22 protein-coding genes and 1 pseudogene are annotated in these 17,981 nt (G+C 72.7%); 14 read left to right on the forward strand and 9 right to left on the reverse strand.

What is annotated here, in order from left to right; genetic code table 11:
- The first annotated feature begins 264 nt into the window (after positions 1 to 264).
- Complete coding sequence (locus ACZ52R_RS00755) at positions 265 to 1,422, forward strand: acyl-CoA dehydrogenase family protein (RefSeq protein WP_360495999.1); 1,158 nt, start codon at positions 265 to 267, stop codon at positions 1,420 to 1,422.
- A gap of 164 nt (positions 1,423 to 1,586) precedes the next feature.
- Here ACZ52R_RS00755 and ACZ52R_RS00760 read toward each other — a convergent pair whose 3' ends face one another.
- Positions 1,587 to 1,850: a hypothetical protein gene (locus ACZ52R_RS00760; protein WP_360496002.1), complete on the reverse strand. Its 264-nt coding sequence runs from the start codon at positions 1,848 to 1,850 to the stop codon at positions 1,587 to 1,589.
- 135 nt (positions 1,851 to 1,985) lie between these two features.
- Here ACZ52R_RS00760 and ACZ52R_RS00765 point away from each other — a divergent pair, with 135 nt between their 5' ends.
- Positions 1,986 to 2,303: a cupin domain-containing protein gene (locus ACZ52R_RS00765; RefSeq protein ID WP_360496004.1), complete on the forward strand. Its 318-nt coding sequence runs from the start codon at positions 1,986 to 1,988 to the stop codon at positions 2,301 to 2,303.
- A 33-nt stretch (positions 2,304 to 2,336) separates the two neighbouring features.
- Here the strand turns inward: ACZ52R_RS00765 and ACZ52R_RS00770 are convergent, their stop codons facing one another.
- Positions 2,337 to 2,921: a TetR/AcrR family transcriptional regulator gene (locus ACZ52R_RS00770; RefSeq protein ID WP_465622598.1), complete on the reverse strand. Its 585-nt coding sequence runs from the start codon at positions 2,919 to 2,921 to the stop codon at positions 2,337 to 2,339.
- A gap of 110 nt (positions 2,922 to 3,031) precedes the next feature.
- On the opposite strand from ACZ52R_RS00770, the gene ACZ52R_RS00775 reads away from it, so the two are divergent.
- Positions 3,032 to 4,615: an MFS transporter gene (locus tag ACZ52R_RS00775; protein WP_465664020.1), complete on the forward strand. Its 1,584-nt coding sequence runs from the start codon at positions 3,032 to 3,034 to the stop codon at positions 4,613 to 4,615.
- 90 nt (positions 4,616 to 4,705) lie between these two features.
- On the opposite strand, the pseudogene ACZ52R_RS00780 reads toward ACZ52R_RS00775, so the two are convergent.
- Positions 4,706 to 4,975, reverse strand: a pseudogene (locus ACZ52R_RS00780) (type II toxin-antitoxin system RelE family toxin); the annotation flags it as partial.
- A 98-nt stretch (positions 4,976 to 5,073) separates the two neighbouring features.
- On the opposite strand from ACZ52R_RS00780, the gene ACZ52R_RS00785 reads away from it, so the two are divergent.
- From ACZ52R_RS00785 to ACZ52R_RS00805, 5 genes are all read left to right on the forward strand, one after another.
- Positions 5,074 to 5,709: a class I SAM-dependent methyltransferase gene (locus ACZ52R_RS00785; RefSeq protein WP_465622602.1), complete on the forward strand. Its 636-nt coding sequence runs from the start codon at positions 5,074 to 5,076 to the stop codon at positions 5,707 to 5,709.
- A 134-nt stretch (positions 5,710 to 5,843) separates the two neighbouring features.
- Positions 5,844 to 6,413, forward strand: coding sequence for a methyltransferase family protein (locus tag ACZ52R_RS00790; protein WP_465752362.1), 570 nt, complete (start codon positions 5,844 to 5,846; stop codon positions 6,411 to 6,413).
- A 201-nt stretch (positions 6,414 to 6,614) separates the two neighbouring features.
- The gene (gene tatA / locus ACZ52R_RS00795; protein ID WP_465622605.1) at positions 6,615 to 6,896 is read left to right on the forward strand and encodes a Sec-independent protein translocase subunit TatA; all 282 of its coding nucleotides are present in this window, start codon (positions 6,615 to 6,617) and stop codon (positions 6,894 to 6,896) included.
- Between the two features lie 103 nt (positions 6,897 to 6,999).
- Complete coding sequence (locus ACZ52R_RS00800; RefSeq protein WP_465752364.1) at positions 7,000 to 7,422, forward strand: response regulator transcription factor; 423 nt, start codon at positions 7,000 to 7,002, stop codon at positions 7,420 to 7,422.
- 109 nt (positions 7,423 to 7,531) lie between these two features.
- On the forward strand, positions 7,532 to 8,005 hold the full coding sequence (locus tag ACZ52R_RS00805) for a potassium channel family protein (RefSeq protein ID WP_465622608.1): 474 nt from the start codon (positions 7,532 to 7,534) through the stop codon (positions 8,003 to 8,005).
- 157 nt (positions 8,006 to 8,162) lie between these two features.
- On the opposite strand, the gene ACZ52R_RS00810 is transcribed toward ACZ52R_RS00805, so the two are convergent.
- Positions 8,163 to 8,411 (reverse strand): hypothetical protein, encoded by a 249-nt coding sequence (locus ACZ52R_RS00810; RefSeq protein WP_465622610.1) that lies wholly within the window; start codon positions 8,409 to 8,411, stop codon positions 8,163 to 8,165.
- The gene (locus ACZ52R_RS00815; protein WP_360496030.1) at positions 8,408 to 8,776 is read right to left on the reverse strand and encodes an ATP-binding protein; all 369 of its coding nucleotides are present in this window, start codon (positions 8,774 to 8,776) and stop codon (positions 8,408 to 8,410) included. The genes ACZ52R_RS00810 and ACZ52R_RS00815 overlap by 4 nt, the downstream gene beginning before the upstream one ends.
- Positions 8,777 to 9,012: 236 nt before the next feature.
- On the opposite strand from ACZ52R_RS00815, the gene ACZ52R_RS00820 reads away from it, so the two are divergent.
- The 3 genes from ACZ52R_RS00820 (at position 9,013) to ACZ52R_RS00830 (ending at position 10,367) form a co-directional block, all read left to right on the forward strand.
- Complete coding sequence (locus ACZ52R_RS00820) at positions 9,013 to 9,879, forward strand: helix-turn-helix domain-containing protein (RefSeq protein WP_465622611.1); 867 nt, start codon at positions 9,013 to 9,015, stop codon at positions 9,877 to 9,879.
- Positions 9,872 to 10,063, forward strand: a complete 192-nt coding sequence (locus ACZ52R_RS00825; RefSeq protein ID WP_465622613.1) for a DUF397 domain-containing protein — start codon at positions 9,872 to 9,874, stop codon at positions 10,061 to 10,063. Before ACZ52R_RS00820 ends, ACZ52R_RS00825 begins: the two co-directional genes overlap by 8 nt.
- An 85-nt stretch (positions 10,064 to 10,148) precedes the next feature.
- A complete protein-coding gene (locus ACZ52R_RS00830) occupies positions 10,149 to 10,367 on the forward strand; it encodes a hypothetical protein (protein WP_465752366.1) in 219 nt (72 codons plus the stop codon).
- Between the two features lie 108 nt (positions 10,368 to 10,475).
- Here ACZ52R_RS00830 and ACZ52R_RS00835 read toward each other — a convergent pair whose 3' ends face one another.
- From ACZ52R_RS00835 to ACZ52R_RS00850, 4 genes are all read right to left on the reverse strand, one after another.
- Complete coding sequence (locus ACZ52R_RS00835) at positions 10,476 to 10,850, reverse strand: VOC family protein (RefSeq protein ID WP_465622615.1); 375 nt, start codon at positions 10,848 to 10,850, stop codon at positions 10,476 to 10,478.
- Between the two features lie 20 nt (positions 10,851 to 10,870).
- A complete protein-coding gene (locus tag ACZ52R_RS00840) occupies positions 10,871 to 12,439 on the reverse strand; it encodes a protein kinase domain-containing protein (RefSeq protein ID WP_465752368.1) in 1,569 nt (522 codons plus the stop codon).
- 421 nt (positions 12,440 to 12,860) lie between these two features.
- On the reverse strand, positions 12,861 to 13,889 hold the full coding sequence (locus ACZ52R_RS00845) for a hypothetical protein (RefSeq protein ID WP_465752370.1): 1,029 nt from the start codon (positions 13,887 to 13,889) through the stop codon (positions 12,861 to 12,863).
- Positions 13,886 to 14,776, reverse strand: coding sequence for an RNA polymerase sigma factor (locus ACZ52R_RS00850; protein WP_465622621.1), 891 nt, complete (start codon positions 14,774 to 14,776; stop codon positions 13,886 to 13,888). The genes ACZ52R_RS00845 and ACZ52R_RS00850 overlap by 4 nt, the downstream gene beginning before the upstream one ends.
- Positions 14,777 to 15,280: 504 nt before the next feature.
- On the opposite strand from ACZ52R_RS00850, the gene ACZ52R_RS00855 reads away from it, so the two are divergent.
- From ACZ52R_RS00855 to ACZ52R_RS00865, 3 genes are all read left to right on the forward strand, one after another.
- Positions 15,281 to 15,973, forward strand: coding sequence for a hypothetical protein (locus tag ACZ52R_RS00855; protein WP_465752373.1), 693 nt, complete (start codon positions 15,281 to 15,283; stop codon positions 15,971 to 15,973).
- Between the two features lie 157 nt (positions 15,974 to 16,130).
- Positions 16,131 to 16,949 carry a VC0807 family protein gene (locus ACZ52R_RS00860; RefSeq protein WP_465752375.1) on the forward strand — a complete coding sequence of 273 codons (819 nt, stop codon included), beginning with the start codon at positions 16,131 to 16,133 and terminating at the stop codon, positions 16,947 to 16,949.
- 235 nt (positions 16,950 to 17,184) lie between these two features.
- The gene (locus tag ACZ52R_RS00865) at positions 17,185 to 17,928 is read left to right on the forward strand and encodes a tyrosine-protein phosphatase (RefSeq protein WP_465752377.1); all 744 of its coding nucleotides are present in this window, start codon (positions 17,185 to 17,187) and stop codon (positions 17,926 to 17,928) included.
- Positions 17,929 to 17,981 lie beyond the last annotated feature (53 nt).

Here is a 17,981-nt window from a genome sequence, read left to right on the forward strand (position 1 = left end):
GGACACTCCGCCCGTACCGTTCCGAGCACCCCGCCCGTACGGCTCCGAACGCCCCACCCGGTGCCGTCCGGGCGCCCCACCCGGTGCCGTCCGGGCGTCGACCGAAGGCTAGCAAGGATTCACTTGGCGCCCCCGCCGACCTTGATTTCCACGCCTGTCGACTCTGGACAGCCGAAGCTACCCGGGATTAACTTGTGGGGCCATCACCTGGTACGTTCCGCCCCGCCGGCAGCTCCGGCCGGCACCGTCGAAGGGAGCGCCGCCGTGCGCCGCACCGTGTTCAACGAGGACCACGAGGCCTTCCGGGAGACCATCCGGGACTTCATCGCGGGCGAGGTCGTCCCGGTCTACGAGAGCTGGGAGGCCGAGGGCCACCCGCCGCGCGACTTCTACCGGCAGCTCGGCGCGCTCGGCGTCTACGGCATCGAGGTGCCGGAGGAGTACGGCGGCGCGGGCGAGAGCGGATTCAAGTACCAGGCGGTGATCGCCGAGGAGACCGCCCGGGCGGGCGTGAGCTTCGGCTCCTCCGGCGTGCACACCGGACTGGTGCTGCCGTACCTGCTGGAGTACGCGAACGAGGAGCAGAAACGGCGCTGGCTGCCCGGCTTCGTCTCCGGCGACATCATGACCGCGATCGCGATGACCGAGCCGGGCGCCGGCTCCGACCTCGCGGGCATCACCACCACCGCGCGGCTCTCCGACGACGGCACCCACTACGTCCTGAACGGCGCCAAGACCTTCATCACCGGCGGCGTGCTGGCCGACCTCGTCCTGGTGGTCTGCCGCACCGCCCCGTACGACCCGGACAACCGCCGGGCCGGCCTGTCCATCCTCTGCGTGGACACCACCTCGGCGGGCTACACCGTCGGCCGCAAGCTGCAGAAGATCGGCCTGCGCACCTCGGACACCGCCGAGCTGGCCTTCAGCGACGTCAAGGTGCCGGTGGAGAACCTGCTCGGCGAGGAGGGCAAGGCCTTCTCCTACCTGACCCACAACCTGGTCCAGGAGCGCCTGGCGATCGCCGTCGGCGCGTACGCGGCGGCCGCGGCGGGGGTGCGGTTCGCGGTGCAGTACGTCAAGGACCGCAAGGTGTTCGGCAAGGCCGTGGCCGAGTTCCAGAACACCAAGTTCACCCTGGCCGACTGCGAGGCCCAGGTGGTGGCGCAGCAGTCGATGGTGGACCGCGCGCTGGAGCTGTACCAGCACGGCGAGCTGACCGTGGCCGACGCGGCCGCGGCGAAGCTGTTCTGCACCGAGTCGGCCTCCACCGTGATCGACAAGTGCCTCCAGCTGCACGGCGGTTACGGCTACATCCTGGAGTACCCGATCGCCCGGCTCTACACCGACAACCGGGTGTTCCGGATCTACGGCGGCACCAGCGAGGTCATGCGCAGCATCATCGCCAAGTCGCTCGGGCTGTAGGCCCGTTCGGGTCCGTTCGGGCCCGACGGCGTGGCGAGCCGCACCCCCATGGCGGCCCGCCGCGCCGCTGTCCGGGGGCTGTTGTCCGGGGGGGCTGATGTCCCCGGGGCTGGTGTCCCCGGGGCTGGTGTCCGGCGGGCGGGTCACTCAGTTGGGCGGGTCGCTCAGTTGGGCGAGCTGTGCTCGGCGCGCCAGGCCTCCCAGCCGGCTGAGGAGGCCACCCGCGCCTCGCGCAGGGCGCGGTGGGCGAGCGCGGTGGGCGGGGTCTCCAGGCCGCGCACCCAGCCGCGGCCGGCCGTGATCAGTGCCGCGCACACCATGGCCGCCCCGGTCGCGCTGAGCACGGTGCCGATCGCGGTGAGCGCCACGCCCCCGGTCACCAGTGAGCGGTTGACCTGGAACCCGTTGAAAATCTGCTTGGTCGCCATGCCTCCACGATGCGGGAAGTCGGCGAGGCCTGCACCTCGGACCGCTCGGGGTTGGCCCGCACGGGCCGGACCGCTCCGGGTGCGGGAGGCCGGGATGTCCGCGACCCTGGGCACACGGAGTGAGGAGGCGGCGCGATGCCCGATCTCGAACAGCTCGCCGTGGAACACGCCGCCCTCGCGGCCGAGAGCCCGCACGGGCGCAGCGCCCACCTGGTGCTGCACGACGGCGCCCTGCGGCAGACCGTGATCGCGCTGACCGCCGGAACCGCGCTGGACGAGCACAACCCGCCCACCGCCGGAAGCGTCCAAGTGCTGCGCGGCCGGGTCTCGCTGACCATCGCCGGGCGGCGGCTGGAGCTGTCGACCGGCCGCCTGGAGCCCGTCCCGCAGGAGCGGCACGGGCTGCTGGCGCACGTCGACTCGGTGGTGCTGCTGACCGCCGTCACGACCTGACGGCCCGAGCCGAACCGAGCCGAACCGAACCGCTCAGCCGGACGTGAAGACGCTGGCGCTGACCAGCCGCAGCCCCCGCAGGAAGTCCTGTCCGCTGGGCGCGAGTTCGGGCGCGGCCAGCCACTGGGCGGCGTAACCGGCCAGCAGGGTCTGGTAGAAGGCGCCGCGGACGACCTCCTCCTCGGTGTCCGGCACCTCGGTCAGCCCCTGGAACAGGGCGGCGAGCCCCAGCCGGCCCTCCTTCTGTGCCTCCGTGAATGCCTGCGCCAGGTCGGGGGCGTGCGCGGCCTGGGCTAGCGCCTCGAACTGGGCCGCCCAGAGCCCCCGGTGCTCGACGAAGACGTCCCGCAGGCCGTTCCAGACGGCGGCGAAGCGCACCTCCGGGTCGTCCGACACCTGGTTGGCGGCGAACACCACCACGCCCAGGGCCTCCCCCATCTCGCCGATCGCCTCGATCATCGCCGCGTTGAGCAGCGCGTCCTTCGAGCCGAAGTGGTAGCCGATCGCGGCCAGGCTGACACCCGAGGCGGTGGCGATGTCGCGGGCGGTGGTGCGCCCGTAGCCCTTCTCGTACAGGCAGCGCTTGGCGCCTGCCATCAGGTCTTCGCGGTTTCCCATGCCCCCGATCCTACGGAAGGACTGCACAGATGTCTTGCACGGTCGTCTTGCACGAGCGATTTACACATATGTACTAGACAAGCGTCTGACACGCTCGTACTGTCTACCTCATGACCGCAACCACCGGCCGCGCAGGCCGTCGCGAATGGATCGGCCTGGCCGTCCTCCTGCTCCCGACCCTCGTCCTCGCCATGGACATGGGCGTGCTCTTCTTCGCCGTCCCCTACATCTCCACCACGCTGGCGCCGAGCGGCACCCAGCAGCTGTGGATCATGGACATGTACTCGTTCCTGCTGGCCGGGCTGCTCATCACGATGGGCTCGCTGGGCGACCGGATCGGCCGCCGCCGGCTGCTGATGATCGGCGCCACCGGTTTCATCGGAGCCTCGCTGCTGGCCGCCTGGTCGCACGACGCCAACCAGCTGATCGCGGCCCGCGCCCTGCTCGGCACCGCCGGGGCCACCGTGATGCCCTCGACCCTCGCGCTGATCCGCAACATGTTCCACGACCCCAAGCAGCGGCAGATCGCCCTCGGTGCCTGGGGCGGCATCCTCACCGCCGGGGCCACCCTCGGCCCGGTCACCGGCGGCCTGCTGCTCGACCACTTCTGGTGGGGCTCGGCCCTCCTGCCCGCCGTCCCGGTGATGGCCCTGGTGCTGCTGACCGCGCCCGCCCTGCTCCCCGAGTACCGCGCCACCGCCCGCACCGGCCGCTTCGACCTGCTCGGCGCCGCGCTCTCGCTGGCCGCGATCCTGCCGCTCGTCTACGGGATCAAGACCCTCGCCATCGAGGGCTGGAGCACGCTCCCCGCGCTCGCCGTTCCGGCCGGCCTGCTGCTCGCCGCCGCGTTCGTGTGGCGTCAGCGCACCGCCGCGAACCCGCTGCTCGACCTGAGCCTGTTCCGGATCCGCACCTTCAGCGGCGCGATCAGCGTCAACACCATCGCGATGTTCGCGATGATGGGCTTCTCCCTCTTCACCTCGCAGTACCTGCAGCTGGTCAAGGGCATGAGCCCGCTGATCGCCTCGCTCTGGTCGCTGGTGCCGAGCGTCGGCGTCGGCGCGGCGGTCGGGATCAGCTCGGCGCTGGCCGGCAAGGTCCGCCCGGCGGTCCTGATGGGCGGCGGGTTCCTGATCGGCGCGGTCGGCTTCGCGATGATGACGCAGGTCGGCGCGCACTCCCCGCTGGCGCTCATCCTCACCGCGGCGGGAGTGCTGGCCGCCGGGACCGTCGGCACCATGACGATGACCGCCGAGATGGTCGTCTCCGCCGCCCCGGTCGAGCAGGCTGGCGCCGCCGCCGCCACCTCGGAGACCGCGGTCGAGCTCGGGAGTTCGCTCGGCATCGCTCTGCTCGGCGCGGCCGGCGCCGCGGTCTACCGCCACCAGCTGGACGGCGCCCTTCCGACGGGCGTCGACGGCGAGGCCGCCCGGACCGCCCGGGACACGCTCGGCGGCGCGGTCACCGTGGCCGCCCACCTGCCCGGCCGGCTCGGCGCCGACCTGCTGGAGACCACCCGCGCCGCCTTCACCGACGGCCTGCACGTCGCCGCCGGGGTCGGCGGGGTCCTCGCCCTCGGCGCCGCGCTCCTGGCCTACCGCCTGATGCGCCACCTCCCGGCCGCCGCCCCCACCCCGGCCCCCGAGGAGGCTGAGCCCGAGACCGAGGCCAAGCCCGCCACCGTCACCGTCTGACCCACCCCGGCCCGATCCACGCGAGTCATCGAGAGCCCCCGCCCACACCAGGACGGGGGCTCTCCGCCGTCTCCGACGGCTGGATCCACATCTGCCGGTGTCGCGGCGGTTGCCTACCGACATGACCCCGACGACCAACACGCCGGCCTCGACCGTGTAGACGACCCGGTAGTCCCCGACCCTCAGTCGCCATCGGGCGTGGTGCGCCTGAAGGGCCTTGATGTCGAACGCCGAGGCGTCGCCGGCGTCCAGCGCCCTCTGGAGTTCGGTGAGTCGGCGAAGGATCCGGACCACATCCGGCCTGGGCACCTTGAGAAGCTCCCGCTGAGCGCGCTGGCTGAACCGCGTGACGTACCCCATCGCGATCAGCCGTGGTGCTCGCGAGGCATGGCGGCCATCGACTCGATCACTGGCTCAGTCATGCCGCATATTCGCCTCGGCGTGCCAGGGTGAGCGGCATGGGTGCTGATCGGGCGCGGGTGCGCGGGAGTTACGACACGGTGGCGGCGGAGTACCTGGAGCGGGTCGGGGGTGAGCTGGCGTACAAGGCGGTGGACCGGGCGCTGCTGGGGGTGGTCCTGGAGGAGGCGGCCGGCGGGGTGGTGGCGGACCTGGGGTGCGGGCCCGGGCACGTGGCGGGGTGGCTGGCCGGGCACGGCGCCGAGGTGGTCGGGGTCGACCTCTCTCCGCGCATGGTCGAGCTGGCCCGGCGCGAGCAGCCGAAGGCCGCGTTCCGCACCGGCGACCTGCTGGCGCTGCCCGCCGCCGACGGGGAGTTCGCGGCCGCGGTGGCGCTGTACTCGGTGATCCACCTGGAGCCGGACGAGTTGGCGCCCGCGTTCGCCGAGATGCGGCGGGTGCTGCGGCCCGGCGGGGTGCTGCTGGTCTCCTTCCACCTGGGCGCCGAGGTGCGGCGGATGGAGGAGTGGTGGGGCCACCCGGTGGACGTGGACTTCCACTTCCTGGAGACCGGCACCGTCGCCGACCGCCTCGCCGGGGCCGGGTTCACCGTCGAAGCGCGGATGGAGCGCGAGGGCCTGCCCGAGGAGGCCCCCACCCGGCGCGGCTACCTGCTGGCGCGACGGACGGAGTGAGCGGGGCGGGCGGCGGCGGACGCAATGAGCGTCCACCCCGGGGTGGACGCACCACCGTCCACCCCGGGGTGGGTGCGCCGGCGACCCCACGGGAGCACCGTGGAAGGGTCCCTCCGACCGCCGGGAGCCGCCCCATGTCCCTGCCCACCCTCCTCTCCCTCCTCGGCGTCCTGTGCTGGGTCGCCTACGAGCTGCTGCTGCGCCGGCGCGCGGACGCCGCCGCCGGCCCCTGGCACGCGGACCGCCGTGACCGCGGCTCGACCCGGCTGCTGCTCGGCTGCTACTGCACCTCGGCGCTGGTCGTGGTGCTGTTCGACCGTGGCTCGATCGGCCAAGTACCGGCCTGGGCACGCTGGTTCGGGGTCGTGATGGTCGCCGCCGGGCTGGCGCTGCGGGCCTGGGGCATGCGCACCCTGGGCGCCTACTACACCCGCACCCTGCGCACCGTGGACGCCCAGCGGGTCGTCCGCACCGGCCCGTACCGGCTGATCCGCCACCCCGGCTACGCCGGCAGCCTGCTGGTCTGGATCGGCTACGCCCTCGGCACCGGCAGTTGGGCGGCGGCTCTGGTGGTCGCGGCGCTGCTGTCCGCCGCGTACGGCTGGCGGATCGCCGCCGAGGAGCGGCTGCTGCTGGACTCGTTCGGGAGCGAGTACGCGGAGTACCGCCGGGTGTCCAAGCGACTCGTGCCATTCGTCTACTGATCGCACCGGGGCGGGCTGCCGATGCGGGCTCCGCCCGGGCCCTCCGGACTCCGCCGTCTCACAATCCGCTCGAGCGGCACCTGGTTTTTGGCCAGCGTTTCCCGGCCGGTGTATCCGTTCGCCGTGAGGGCCAGGCATACTGGCCAGCACGGGCTCTAGCGCCCGCCATGACTCTAGACAAGAAGGGACCGGTGGCCAGGGATGCTGCGGAACGGTCTTGAGCCCTGGCACATCTTCGTGGTGCTGGCGGTCGTCATCCTGCTGTTCGGATCGAAGAAGCTGCCGGAGATGGCACGCGGCCTGGGCAAGTCGATGCGCATCCTGAAGGCCGAGACGAAGGCCATGCGCGAGGACGAGACCCCGGCGGACGCCGGCACCGCGCAGAGCACCGCCGCTCCCCAGCAGAGCGCGGACCGTCCGGCCGTCACGCCGACCAACGTGACCAAGGCCGAGGACACGAAGCGGCCCGAGACGAACATCTGAGTCTCCCCCTTCTCCGGAAAGCCCCTGGTGAACCCACCAGGGGCTTTCCGCTGTCCGGGGGCGCTCGCCCCACCGGAACCCGCCTGCTGAGGTGGTACGGCGGGTGCCCGACGCCCCGGTCGTCGTGCTGACCACATTCGACGACGACCGGCTCTACCCGGCCCTGGCCGCCGGGGCCTGCGGGTTCCTCGCCAAGGACGTCGAACCGGCCACGGTACCGGACGCCTTCCGGCGGGCAGCGGCCGGCGACAGCCCGTACAGCCCGTCCGTACTGCGCCGGGTGGTCGCCCGGGCGTCGGCCGACTGGACGGGACCGGAGCGGCGGGAGGCGGCGGCACGGTTCACCGAGCGGGAGGGCGAGGTGCTGCGACATCTGGCGGAAGGGCTCTCGAACGGCGAGATCGCCGACCGGATGCACCTCGGGGTGACGACGGTGAAGACCCACGTGTCGAGTCTGATGACCAAGGCCGGCAGCCCGAACCGGGTCCGGCTGGCAGTACTGGCGATCCAGCAGGGGCTCACCTGAACGGAGCAGGCGGACGGGCGGCGCGGGCGGCTGACGGGAAAGGCTGGGCGGGATGTCCGAGAACCCGCCTCCGCCACCACCACCCGCCGATGTGCGGGCCTGGTCGGGGATGCTGGCCGCGTTCACGCTCCTGATGGTCGCGTACTTCACGCTGCCTCTGGAGTGGTTGGGCGAACGGCGGCCGGTGCTGAGCTGGGCAGTGTTCGCGGGAGCGCTGGTCGGAATGACCTGGTTGATGCTGGTCAAGATCGCGGGTGTGCTGCTGGGGACGGTGAAGCGGCCGGTGGTCTGGCTGGCCTTCCTGATCTGCCTGGCAGTGACCATCTTCTCGGCGACGTACTACGTGTTGGGATCGCACAAGGCCGAGTTCGCCGGGCTGGAAACCCGACTCGACGCGCTGTACTTCACGGTCGTGACACTGGCGACGGTGGGCTACGGCGACATCACGGCCTCGGGGCAGTCGGCCCGATTCGTGGTGGTCCTGCAGATCGGGTACAACTTCGTGTTCCTCGCGGCAGCGGCCGGAACGGCGTCCCGGACGATCCGGGGGAACGTGGAGCGGCGCATCCGGAAGAAGAGCTGACTCGGGGATTCGGCGCGGCGGGCCTGTGCACGCGACCCGCCACACATCCGGTCGGTCTAGCTGTCCTCGTCGGGCGGGGCCACGCGGAGGGCGGTGACAACACCCAGGGCGACGGTCGCGAAGGCGAGGGCGAGGAGGGCCGCGAACGCGGTCGCGATCAGGAATCGCACGAGGCGTCCCGCTCGGCGTCCAGGAGGAGCACGAGCAGGTTCAGGAGGGTCGAGGCCGGCGCCGTGTTGAAACGGACGAGGACCCGGCCGTCCATGGTCCGGTCGGTGGCGGCCGAGGGCCAGATCAGGCCGAACTTCCGTCCGCGCTCCTGAACTTCGGCCAGAAGGGTGCGGATGTGGTCGTCCGTGTAGTGCCGGATCCGGGGGTCGGTCGGCAGCATCGGCCGGCGGTTCACGCGGCGGAGTCCAGCTCGCACTCGAACCAGACACACTTGCCGCGCTCCTGGGGAAGGACGCCCCAGCGGCGGGTGAGGCCGGCAACGAGCTGGAGACCCCGGCCGGACTCGGAGAGCGGGGAGGGGGTCTGCTCGATGGGGAGGACGGGGCTCTCGTCGGAGACCGAGACCCGGAGGACCTTGCCGAGGAAGAGGATGTGGATGATCGGCGCGGGGGTGTTCCCGTGCCTCCAGGCATTCATCAACAGCTCACAGAGGGCGAGTTCGGCGTCGAAGGTGGCCGAGGACGGCCACCCCGCGCGGACCATCGCGTCCCGGAGGGACTGGCGGGTGAGGGCGAAGGAGGGCGTGTTCAGGTGACGCATGGGAGATCTCCCGGGCGTGATTGAGAAGGAAGAACCGGCGGACACGTCGCCGTGAGCCAGGCCAGGCAGATGGGCATGGCTGCTCTGCGGTGCGGACAGCGCGCATTACTGACGATCCGTCGGATCGCTGTGAGAACGACCATAGCGCAGGCGGGGCTCAAATTTGAGCCCACCATAAGGGGTCTTCACCCGAACGTGGCACCTCCGCCCTCGAGGCCTACGGCAGACTGGTCATCATGGCGCTACGACCGAACCCAACCCTTCGCCAGCGGCGGATCGGGGCCGAGCTGCGGAGGATGCGGGAGCAGGCCGGCCTCGGCGGCAGCCAGCTGGCGCGCGAACTCGGGATCCAGCCCGCCCAGATCACGCAGATCGAAAGCGGCAAGGGTGGGGTCAGCGTTGAGCGGCTGCGGACCATCGCCGCCGTGTGCATGTGCACCAACCAACCTCTGATCAACGCCCTCGCCGACGTGATCACCGAGCGAGACAAGAACAGTTGGTGGGAGGAGTATCGCGGATCCGTTTCCACGCACCTGCTCGACATCGCAGAAGTGGAAGGCACAGCGAAGAAGCTCACCACCTACACGATCACGTTCGTTCACGGGCTGCTACAGACCAAGGCCTATGCCGCTTCCGTCTTCGCTCGCGCGATTCCGCCGCTACCGGACCACGAGGTCGATGTCCGCACAGACTTCCGGATGAGGCGACAACAAAACGTCCGATCTGGCACAACACCCATCCGCGCTTTCATCCATGAGGCAGCGCTTCGGATGCAGTTCAGCGGCCCGAAGGTCCTCGCCGAACAGCTCGACGCCCTGATCGACCACTCCGAAGACCCCAAGGTCTCGATTCGGGCCGTGCCGTTCGACGTCGAGTCCCTGCCCGGGCCAAGCGAGAACTTCACCTACGCAGAAGGTGCCGTAACCGAGCTGGACACGCTCCAGATCGACACCAGCCACAACAGCATGATCTTCGACTCGCCTGCACAGCTCGCGAGCTACCGCGAGATCCTCAGGCGGATGGCTTCAGTTGCGCTCTCCGAGCAGGAGTCACGAGACTTCATCCGGCAGATCAAGAAGGAGATTGAAAGCAAGCATGGATAGCTCCGCATGGCGGAAGTCCAGTTACTCCGGCTCAAGCAACGCATGCGTGGAGGTCCGCACGATGGACGGGCGCATCGAACTCCGCGAGTCCGACGAGGGCCACCTCATCCTCCGCACCACCCCCGCCACCTTCGCCACCCTCCTCCACGGCATCAAAGCCGGCGAGTTCGACCACCACGCCTGAACCCAAGTGGCCCACCACGGGACGGCTGGAGCCGAGCGACTTCGACCGCGCGGAGACCGGCGTTGCCGACCGCTTCCACCTCGCGATGGCCGGATACGAACAGGGCGTCGGAGCGCGGTATCAGCACGTCCTCACCGAAATGGGCGGTCCCGACGCGGAGACGCTTCACGATCTCATCCTCGCGGCGATGATCAGCGGTGACCTGCTCGGCCTTTCGAGGTGGCTCGACCAGCGGCACGGGCCCGAGGCTTTCCGCCGCACCTTCCGCTCACCGGCCTACACCGGGCCCGACCCCGGTGAGTAGACGTCCTTTCGTGGCGCGGGAAGTCGGCCGGGCTGACTTCCCGCGCAGAACACCCGCTGAAGGCTCGCTGCACAGAAATATCCACATGCTGTGGACAACGTCGTGGATTCAGGAGCGGCTGGTGTCGATGACGCAGAAGCGGTTGCCCTCAGTGTCTGCAAGGACGACGAAGTCCGGGTCCTCGGGGTAGAGGTCCCACTCCACGCGCTCGGCGCCGAGGGCGAGCAGGCGTTCGACCTCGGCGGCTTGGTCCTCGGCGTCCCCGGCGTAGAGGTCGAGGTGGACGCGAGGGTGGTCCTGGACGGGGGACTCGCTGAGGGCGAGGGCGAGCTGTACGCCGCTGCCGCCCTCGGCGGGTTCGAGGACCGTCCAGTCGTCCTCGACCAGGCCGCCGCGCGGGACGTAGTCGAGCGCCGCCGCCCAGAAGGCGACGGCGCGGGGCATGTCGGAGACACCGAGGACGAGGGAACCGATCGTCAGCATCCCGCCATTGTGGCGGACCGTCAGTCGTCCTGGAGGTCGGCGGCGGTGTGGAGGGTGGCGAACAGGGCCGAGAGGCGGGCGTTCCAGTTGGCGTAGGTGGGGGCGTCGATGGCGTGCTTCTTGGCCATGTCCTTGATCACCCGCTGGGCGTTCTTGAGCTCCTGCGCCGCCTCGTCCGGGTTGCCCTCGTTGAGGCGGGCGGATGAGGCGTCGAGGATCCTCAGCAGCTCCACCTGCTTGTCGCGCTCCTTGGGGACCTGGGCCTGGGCCACCGCCTGCCGGAAGGACTGGAGCTGCAGAGCCGCCGGCTGGTTGCGCGGGACGGCCTGGGTGGGTGTCGGGGCCGGCGGGGTGGTGGGGGCGGCGGAGGGTGCGGTCCCCGCCGGGGTGGGCTTCGCGGCCGGGCCGGGGGCGGTGGCAGCCGGGGGCGCCTTGGTGGCGGCGGCGTTGCCCGCCGGTCCGTCGAAGGCGGTGAGGGCCAGGGCGGTGACGCCGGCGAGGCCCGCTATGCCCAGCGCGCCGAGGACGAGGGGCTTGCGGCGGCTGGTGCGGGCGGGAGCCGGGGCAGGCGCGGGGGCGGGAGCGGGAGCAACCGGAGCCGGAGCCGGAGCCGGGACCGGTGCCATCACCGAGGTGGCGGCCGGGGCTTGGGGCGGCAGCAGGGTGGTGTGCTGCTGGTTCGGTGCGACTGCGCCCGGGACGGGGACGGGCGGCAGCATCTGCGTCGGAGCGGCCGTGGCCAGCAGTTCGGCCGTCGGGTCGCCGACGACCAACCCGGGGACGGTGGCCAGCAGTTCGGCCCGGGCAGCAAAGGCGTCGGCCGGACGGCCGGCCGGGTCCTTGGCGAGCAGCCGCAGCACCGCCGCATCCAGGGCGGGTGGCAGGCCGGGGCGCCGCCCGGACGGCGGCAGGGGCTGCTCACTGACGTGCTTGAAGGCGATCGCCACCGGGGTCTCGGCCGTGAACGGGGTCGCGCCGGTGAGCATCTCGGTCAGCACGCAGCCGACCGCGTACAGGTCGGTCCGCCCGTCCAGCGCCGACGCGGTGGCCTGCTCGGGCGACAGGTACGCCGCCGTCCCGAGCACGCTCGCGGTCTGGGTCAGGTTGCCGGAGGAGCCGGCCCGGGCGATGCCGAAGTCGACGACCTTCACACCACCGTCGTCGGTGATCATGATGTTCCCGGGCTTGATGTCCCGGTGCACCAGCCCGGCGGCGTGCGCGACCGCCAGCGCCTCGCAGACCGCCGCCGCGATGCCGATCGCCCGCTCCACCGGCAACTGGGGCTGCTGCGCCAGCACGGCGGCCAGCGACCGGCCGTTGACCAGCTCCATGACGATGAACGGGGTGCCCTGGTCCACACCCGAGTCGAAGACCATGACGATCCGGGGGTGCGCCAGCATGGCGGCGTGCTGCGCCTCGCGGCTGAAGCGCTCGGCGAAGCGGGGGTCGTCGGCGAGGCCTCCGTTGAGGACCTTCACGGCCACCTGGCGGCCCAGCACGCGATCGACGCCGCGCCAGACGGTGGCCATGCCGCCGACGCCGAGCATGTCGACGAGTTCGTAACGCCCGTTCAGCGCCCGTCCGATCACCTGGAGCTCCCCTCACGTGCCCTGCCCGGGGTCCCGGGCCGCCTCGTGCACCCGTGCACGATAGCCGTACGGCCTTGCGACCCGGCCGGGGGCGGAGGGGGGCGGCCGGGGGACCGGGCAGCGGTCCCCCGGCCGCCGGCGCGGGGGTGCGGCCCGCCCTGACTGCGGGAGGGCGGGCCGCACGTTTCCGGGCCGGCCGGGCCGGCAGCGCGTCCGGGGTGACGCCTTGCCGGTCCGGCCGGGGCCGGCCGGGTGGACGGTGGGCACGGGGGAGCCGACCGGCCACCCGGAGTCTTCGGGTGGTACTGCTTCCTGCTGGTACCGCGAGTGTTACCGGGTGGTGCTGGTACTGCGGGTGGTGCGTTCCGGGTGGGCGGTGAGCCCGGGGGGAGTCGCTCGCCGCCCACCCGGAGTTCTGGGGTTATCCCGTGGACGACTGCCCGTCCTCGGATCGGCCGGTCTTGCTCGGGCGGATGTCCGGCAGGGTGGGCGCGGCGGGCAGCGGCGGGACGGTCGCACCGGTCTTGCCGGGCTTGGTGCCGCTGCCGCCGGTGTCCTGGCCGTTCCCGCCGCCCTTGCCGGCGTCGGTGCCGCCCTTGCCGGCGCCCGCGCTGGGAGCGTCGCCGGGCCGGCCGGGGTCGCGTGGCTGCGCACTGGTGCCCTGGTGGTCGCCGTCTCCCGCGCCGAGGGCCTTGGCGCAGAAGTCCGGGACCCGGTCCGCTCCCTCGGCGGCCGCGACCAGCGGACCGTAGAGCGGATCGGTGACCAGCCGGGCAGGGCGGTCGCCCTTGGCCGTCCGGTCGGCGAAGCCGCGGCAGAGGCCGAGCAGCGCGGGTGGTACGGCCGGACGATCGCCGTGACCCTCGGCCGACGGGGTGCCGGGGGTCGCGGTGCCGAAGGGGGCGGCCGTCTGTGGGCCGGGGGAGGCGGCGTCGGACGGACGGGCGGAGCCGGACGGCGGGGCGAACGGGGCGCCGGCGGAGTGGCCGCCGCCCGACGCGCCCGGCGAGGTGCCGGAGGCGCCGCCCTGGGCCGCGAGCGTGCGCTCGGGCTCGGCGGTGCCGCCGCTCAGCGGGGACGGCAGGTTGCCGGTGCCGGCGGCGACCGCGACCCCGCACAGCGCGGTGGCGCCGAGCACGGCGGCAGCAGCCTTCGTGCTGAAGGCCCTGGCCAGCGCTGCGGTTGCCATTGATCGTCTCCGGACGGGGGTCACTACGGGGTCGGGCGTGAGACTCGCCTCCCGGAACGCGGCCAGGGCGGCTTCCTCCCCGGCCAGTTCACCGGCCGTCGCGGGAGCGGCGGCCGCGGCGAGCACCCGGGCGAGCTGCCCGGGACCGCCGTCCGGTCCGGTGAGCGAGGCCTCCTGCCCGGCCGACGGGGCGGCCACGGCACCGCCGAGCAGCTGCTCGGCGGTATCACGGTCGATCCGACGGGATCGGTTGGTGCTCATCTCATGTCCTTCAGCGTCGCGGCCCGGCGTTCTGTCACACCCTGCGGAGAACTTTTTTTCGCGGGTTTCCCCGCGGGCTGCCCGGAGGCCTTGCCCGCGCTCCCTTCGGCGGCCTTCCCGGGGTCGCCGGGGGCCCTTCCTGCGGTGCCGCCGGGGGCCTTGACGGCGCCCTCGTCGGCTGACCCGCCCGTCCGCGCAGCCGGGATCCCGCCCCCGGACGCGAAGGGCTGCTCCAGTAGCTTGGCCAGCCGTCGAAGCCCCCGGTGGGCGGCCATCCGGACGGTGCCGGCCCGCTTGCCGAGCACCTGGGCGGCGCTCTCCGCGTCCAGCTCCATGACCACCCGCAGCAGCACTGCCTCGGCCTGGTCGCGCGGCAGCCGGGAGATCAGCGCCAGTGCGTCGGCGGTGCCCACGGTGGTCAGCGCGGCGCCCGCGGTGTCATCCCCGGCCGCAAGTTCGACGAGGTACTCGAAGGGCAGGTCGGCGACCGGACGGCGGCGGCGGGCGCGCAGGTGGTCGAGTGCCCGGTGGCGGGCGATGGTGGCGGCCCAGCCGCGGAAGCCGTCCCCGTCGCCGGAGAAGCCGCTCAGGTCGCGGGCGATCTGCAGCCAGGTCTCCGAGGCGATGTCCTCGGCGTCCTGCATGTCCTCCGGCCGGCCGCCGACCAGCACCCGCAGGTAGCGCAGCAGGCCCGGTTGGACGGTCCGGAACAGCAGCCGGAACGCCTCCTCGTCCCCGCCCTGCGCGGCGCGGACCGCGTCGGCCAGATCGACGGGAGCGGCCGCCGGTCCCGGTGGTGGGTCGTCTGCGGTCGGTATTGGTCCGGACCGGCCGACTGGGCTGCCGGTGCCCGCTCCGGGGCGCTCTGCACTCTGCACCCGCCACATGATGCGCCATTCGGGCGAACAGGTCGGCTCCGGTCGAAGGACCGGCCCGCCCGGGGCCAAGGTCCCGCGCGCTGCTGCCCTTCGTCCGCAGACCCGGCGGGCCTGCACCGCCTATGTTGTCCGTAGACGAATCAGTCCGGGGCCGCCGGCACGCCCGGAGACCGGATCCGCCGAAGTGCCCGGTCCGCCGCCGCGGACCCGCCGCGCCCGACGACGTACGCGCGTCCACACGCACCCGGTTCGTGCACATCCGGGACGCATGACCCGGCCCCGACCGCGCAGACGAGGCGGGGACCACCGGCGGCCCACCCAAGACCCCGCAGGACCGGCACAGGACCGACCGAGAACCGGCACAGGACCGGCGCAGGACCGGCGCAGGACCGACCGAGGACCACCGCAGGGGCCGGCCGAGGACCACCGCAGGACCGGCCATGCCACCCCCAGGCCCGCCCGAGGGTGCCACCAGCAGCCACGGCCAGTAGCCACGACCAGCAGGGACGAACGATGACGACTGCCCTCGAGCTCCACGCGAAGGGCCTGCGCGAACACCTCGCGCCCGCCCTGCGCGCCCTGGGCCTCACCGGGTGGCGCCGGAGCTTCAACCTGCCGGACGACACCCACTGGGTGCTGCTCGGCCTCGTCGAGCGCCCCGCCGCCGACCGGGTGCCCTTCACCTTCGACCTCAGCCTGGTCCGCCGCACCGACTGGACCGCTGCCGCCCTGCCCGGCCATCGGCCCGACCCCCGCGTCCGGTACGGCATCGAGACCTGGCGGGCCCGGATCGGCGAGGTGCTGCCGGTCGGCGAGGACGTCTGGTGGGAGGTGCTGCCCGGGCGGCGCTGGCAGCTCCCACTGGACGATGCCGTCGCCGCCGTCCGGCACTACGGCCTGCCGGAGCTGCGCCGCCGGGCCGAGGCCGACCGTGCCCCGACCGGGGAGACCTATCTCTCCCCCGCCGAACTGCAGGAGGTCAACGCCGCGCTGCTGACCGTCGCGGTGACCCGGGTGCAGCGCGCCGAGCTGGCCGACAAGGCGCTGGTGCCGACCGGCGCCTGGACCCGGGGCGACGCCGTCGCCCGGACCGTCCTGGCCGGGGTCGCGCAGGGGTTCCTGTCCGCCGGGGACGAGCGGTTCGGCACCGTCCGCTGCCGGGACACCCTGGACCGCGAGCTGTGGACCTTCCCCGCTGACGACTAGAGAACCGCAGGTCGGACGGGGTGTCACGGTGCGCTCCATGACAACTGTCACGCGGATCCCGCAACGGACGGCACTGCTCTGACGGAGGGTCGGCCGGAAAGACTGGAGGCACGACGCGGGCAGCAGCCCGCGGCCACCAGCCGGGGAGGAACCCACCGTGAGCCAGATCGTCAGCGCCGCCGCCGGCGCCCCCACCCTCGCCGTCACCCCCACCGTCGCCGTCGCCGTCTCCGCCCGTGCGAAGGCCGCTCCCGCGAAGGCCGCCGCCGATGTTCGGCAGGCCCAGGCAGTTGCCGAGGGCGCCGCCCACGCCAAGGCCGCCAACCCGCTGCTCTCCGGCCTCCGCCCGCTGGCCCTCGACGTGGCCGCCCCGCTGGCCGGCTACTACCTGTTGCACTCGGCCTGCGGCCTGAGCGAGTTCGCCGCCCTGGCCTGGAGCAGCGCCTTCCCGGCCGCCCGCACCGTCATCGGCCTGCTCCGGGAACGCAAGGTCAACCTGTGGGCCGCGCTGATGCTGACCGTCAACCTGGCGGGCCTCGCCCTGACCTTCGTCACCGGCGACGCCCGGATGATGATCGCCAAGGACGGCGGACTGAGCGGCACCGTGGCGCTCGCGATCCTGGTCTCGGCGGTGATCGGCCGACCGGTGATGAGCCCGATGCTGATGCCCTTCCTCACCAAGGGCAAGCGGGACCGCGCCGCCGCCTGGCAGCGGCTGGTCGAGGGCCGGGCGGCCGCGTCGCGATCCTTCCGCCGCCACGAGCGCCTGTTCTCGGGCATCTGGGGCGCCGCGCTGCTGACCGAGTGCGCGGCCCGGGTGGTCGGCGCCTTCACCCTGCCGGTGTCGACGATGGCCTGGCTGTCCACCGTGTTCCTGATCGGCGCGATCGTGGCCGGTTCGATGCTCGGCCAGATCGCCACCGAGCCGATGGAGAAGCTGGTCAGTGCCGAGACCGAGGCCCCGACCGCCGCCTGAGCCCCACACCCGCCCGCCGCCCGACCGCCGCCTGAGCCCCACACCCGCCCGCCGCCCGACCGCCGCCTGACCAGCACCCCGACCACCACCCCGATCAGCACGGGAGCGCCACCCCGACCGGCACGTGAACAGCCGGTTCCGAGGACTCGAACGGCCAGGAACCATCCTGATCTCCCGGGAGTCCTTACATAACGAGGGGGTAACGGGACCCCCCGACGAGGAAACGGGGAGTCCCATGAACCGGACGACGGACGCGCTGACCACCATCGAGGACCGCACCCTCGTCTGGGACGGCTGCCTGAACATCCGCGACCTGGGCGGGCTGCCCACCGCCTCCGGCCGGCTCACCGCCCGCCGTGCGATAGTCCGGGCGGACAACCTGGACCGCCTCACCTCCGAGGGCTGGGACGCCCTCCTCGACCACGGGGTCCGCACCGTGATCGACCTGCGCAACGCCGAGGAGTACAAGCCGCTCCTCCCGCTCCCCGACGACGTCGACCTGATCCGCGTCCCGCTGGACGAACTGGCCGGCCCCGCCTGGTGGGAGGCCCACGGCCGGCTGGACGGCACCCCGCTCGCGCTCCGCCCGTACCTGGACCACTGCCCGCACGCCGCCGCCGCGCTGATCGCCGCGATCGCCGGCGCCCGCCCCGGCGGCGTGGTCGTGCACTGCGGCGCCGGCCGTGACCGCACCGGCCTCGCCGCCCTGCTGCTGCTCGCCCTGGCCGGGGTCGACCGGGCCTCGATCGCCGAGGACTACCTGCTGAGCGGCCCCAACGTCCGCCCGCTGTACGGGATGCTGGGCCTGCCCGACCCGTACCGCCGGATCGACGCGGTGCTCGCCGAGGCCGGCACCACCGCCGAGGCCGCCCTGGAAGCCACGCTCGACGGGTTCGACCCGGCCGGCTACCTGCTCGCGGCGGGCGTCACGCCCGACCGGATCGCCGCCGTCCGCAGCCGACTGCTGCCGGCCGCATAGGAACCGCCAGGCAGGAACGCCGCACAGGAACCGCCACATAGGACCCGACGCAC

The organism is Kitasatospora sp. NPDC034023, assembly GCF_055575795.1.

What these genes read in the sequence shown, in the direction of transcription:
- ACZ52R_RS00805 (WP_465622608.1), top strand. Translation starts at nt 7,532, where the DNA reads ATGCTGGCCGCGTTCACGCTCCTGATGGTCGCGTACTTCACGCTGCCT.
- ACZ52R_RS00820 (WP_465622611.1), top strand. Translation starts at nt 9,013, where the DNA reads ATGGCGCTACGACCGAACCCAACCCTTCGCCAGCGGCGGATCGGGGCC.
- ACZ52R_RS00770 (WP_465622598.1), bottom strand. Translation starts at nt 2,921, where the DNA reads ATGGGAAACCGCGAAGACCTGATGGCAGGCGCCAAGCGCTGCCTGTAC.
- ACZ52R_RS00865 (WP_465752377.1), top strand. Translation starts at nt 17,185, where the DNA reads ATGAACCGGACGACGGACGCGCTGACCACCATCGAGGACCGCACCCTC.
- ACZ52R_RS00785 (WP_465622602.1), top strand. Translation starts at nt 5,074, where the DNA reads ATGGGTGCTGATCGGGCGCGGGTGCGCGGGAGTTACGACACGGTGGCG.
- ACZ52R_RS00775 (WP_465664020.1), top strand. Translation starts at nt 3,032, where the DNA reads ATGACCGCAACCACCGGCCGCGCAGGCCGTCGCGAATGGATCGGCCTG.
- ACZ52R_RS00760 (WP_360496002.1), bottom strand. Translation starts at nt 1,850, where the DNA reads ATGGCGACCAAGCAGATTTTCAACGGGTTCCAGGTCAACCGCTCACTG.
- tatA (WP_465622605.1), top strand. Translation starts at nt 6,615, where the DNA reads ATGCTGCGGAACGGTCTTGAGCCCTGGCACATCTTCGTGGTGCTGGCG.
- ACZ52R_RS00825 (WP_465622613.1), top strand. Translation starts at nt 9,872, where the DNA reads ATGGATAGCTCCGCATGGCGGAAGTCCAGTTACTCCGGCTCAAGCAAC.
- ACZ52R_RS00830 (WP_465752366.1), top strand. Translation starts at nt 10,149, where the DNA reads ATGGCCGGATACGAACAGGGCGTCGGAGCGCGGTATCAGCACGTCCTC.
- ACZ52R_RS00855 (WP_465752373.1), top strand. Translation starts at nt 15,281, where the DNA reads ATGACGACTGCCCTCGAGCTCCACGCGAAGGGCCTGCGCGAACACCTC.
- ACZ52R_RS00835 (WP_465622615.1), bottom strand. Translation starts at nt 10,850, where the DNA reads ATGCTGACGATCGGTTCCCTCGTCCTCGGTGTCTCCGACATGCCCCGC.
- ACZ52R_RS00815 (WP_360496030.1), bottom strand. Translation starts at nt 8,776, where the DNA reads ATGCGTCACCTGAACACGCCCTCCTTCGCCCTCACCCGCCAGTCCCTC.
- ACZ52R_RS00845 (WP_465752370.1), bottom strand. Translation starts at nt 13,889, where the DNA reads ATGAGCACCAACCGATCCCGTCGGATCGACCGTGATACCGCCGAGCAG.
- ACZ52R_RS00790 (WP_465752362.1), top strand. Translation starts at nt 5,844, where the DNA reads ATGTCCCTGCCCACCCTCCTCTCCCTCCTCGGCGTCCTGTGCTGGGTC.
- ACZ52R_RS00765 (WP_360496004.1), top strand. Translation starts at nt 1,986, where the DNA reads ATGCCCGATCTCGAACAGCTCGCCGTGGAACACGCCGCCCTCGCGGCC.
- ACZ52R_RS00850 (WP_465622621.1), bottom strand. Translation starts at nt 14,776, where the DNA reads ATGTGGCGGGTGCAGAGTGCAGAGCGCCCCGGAGCGGGCACCGGCAGC.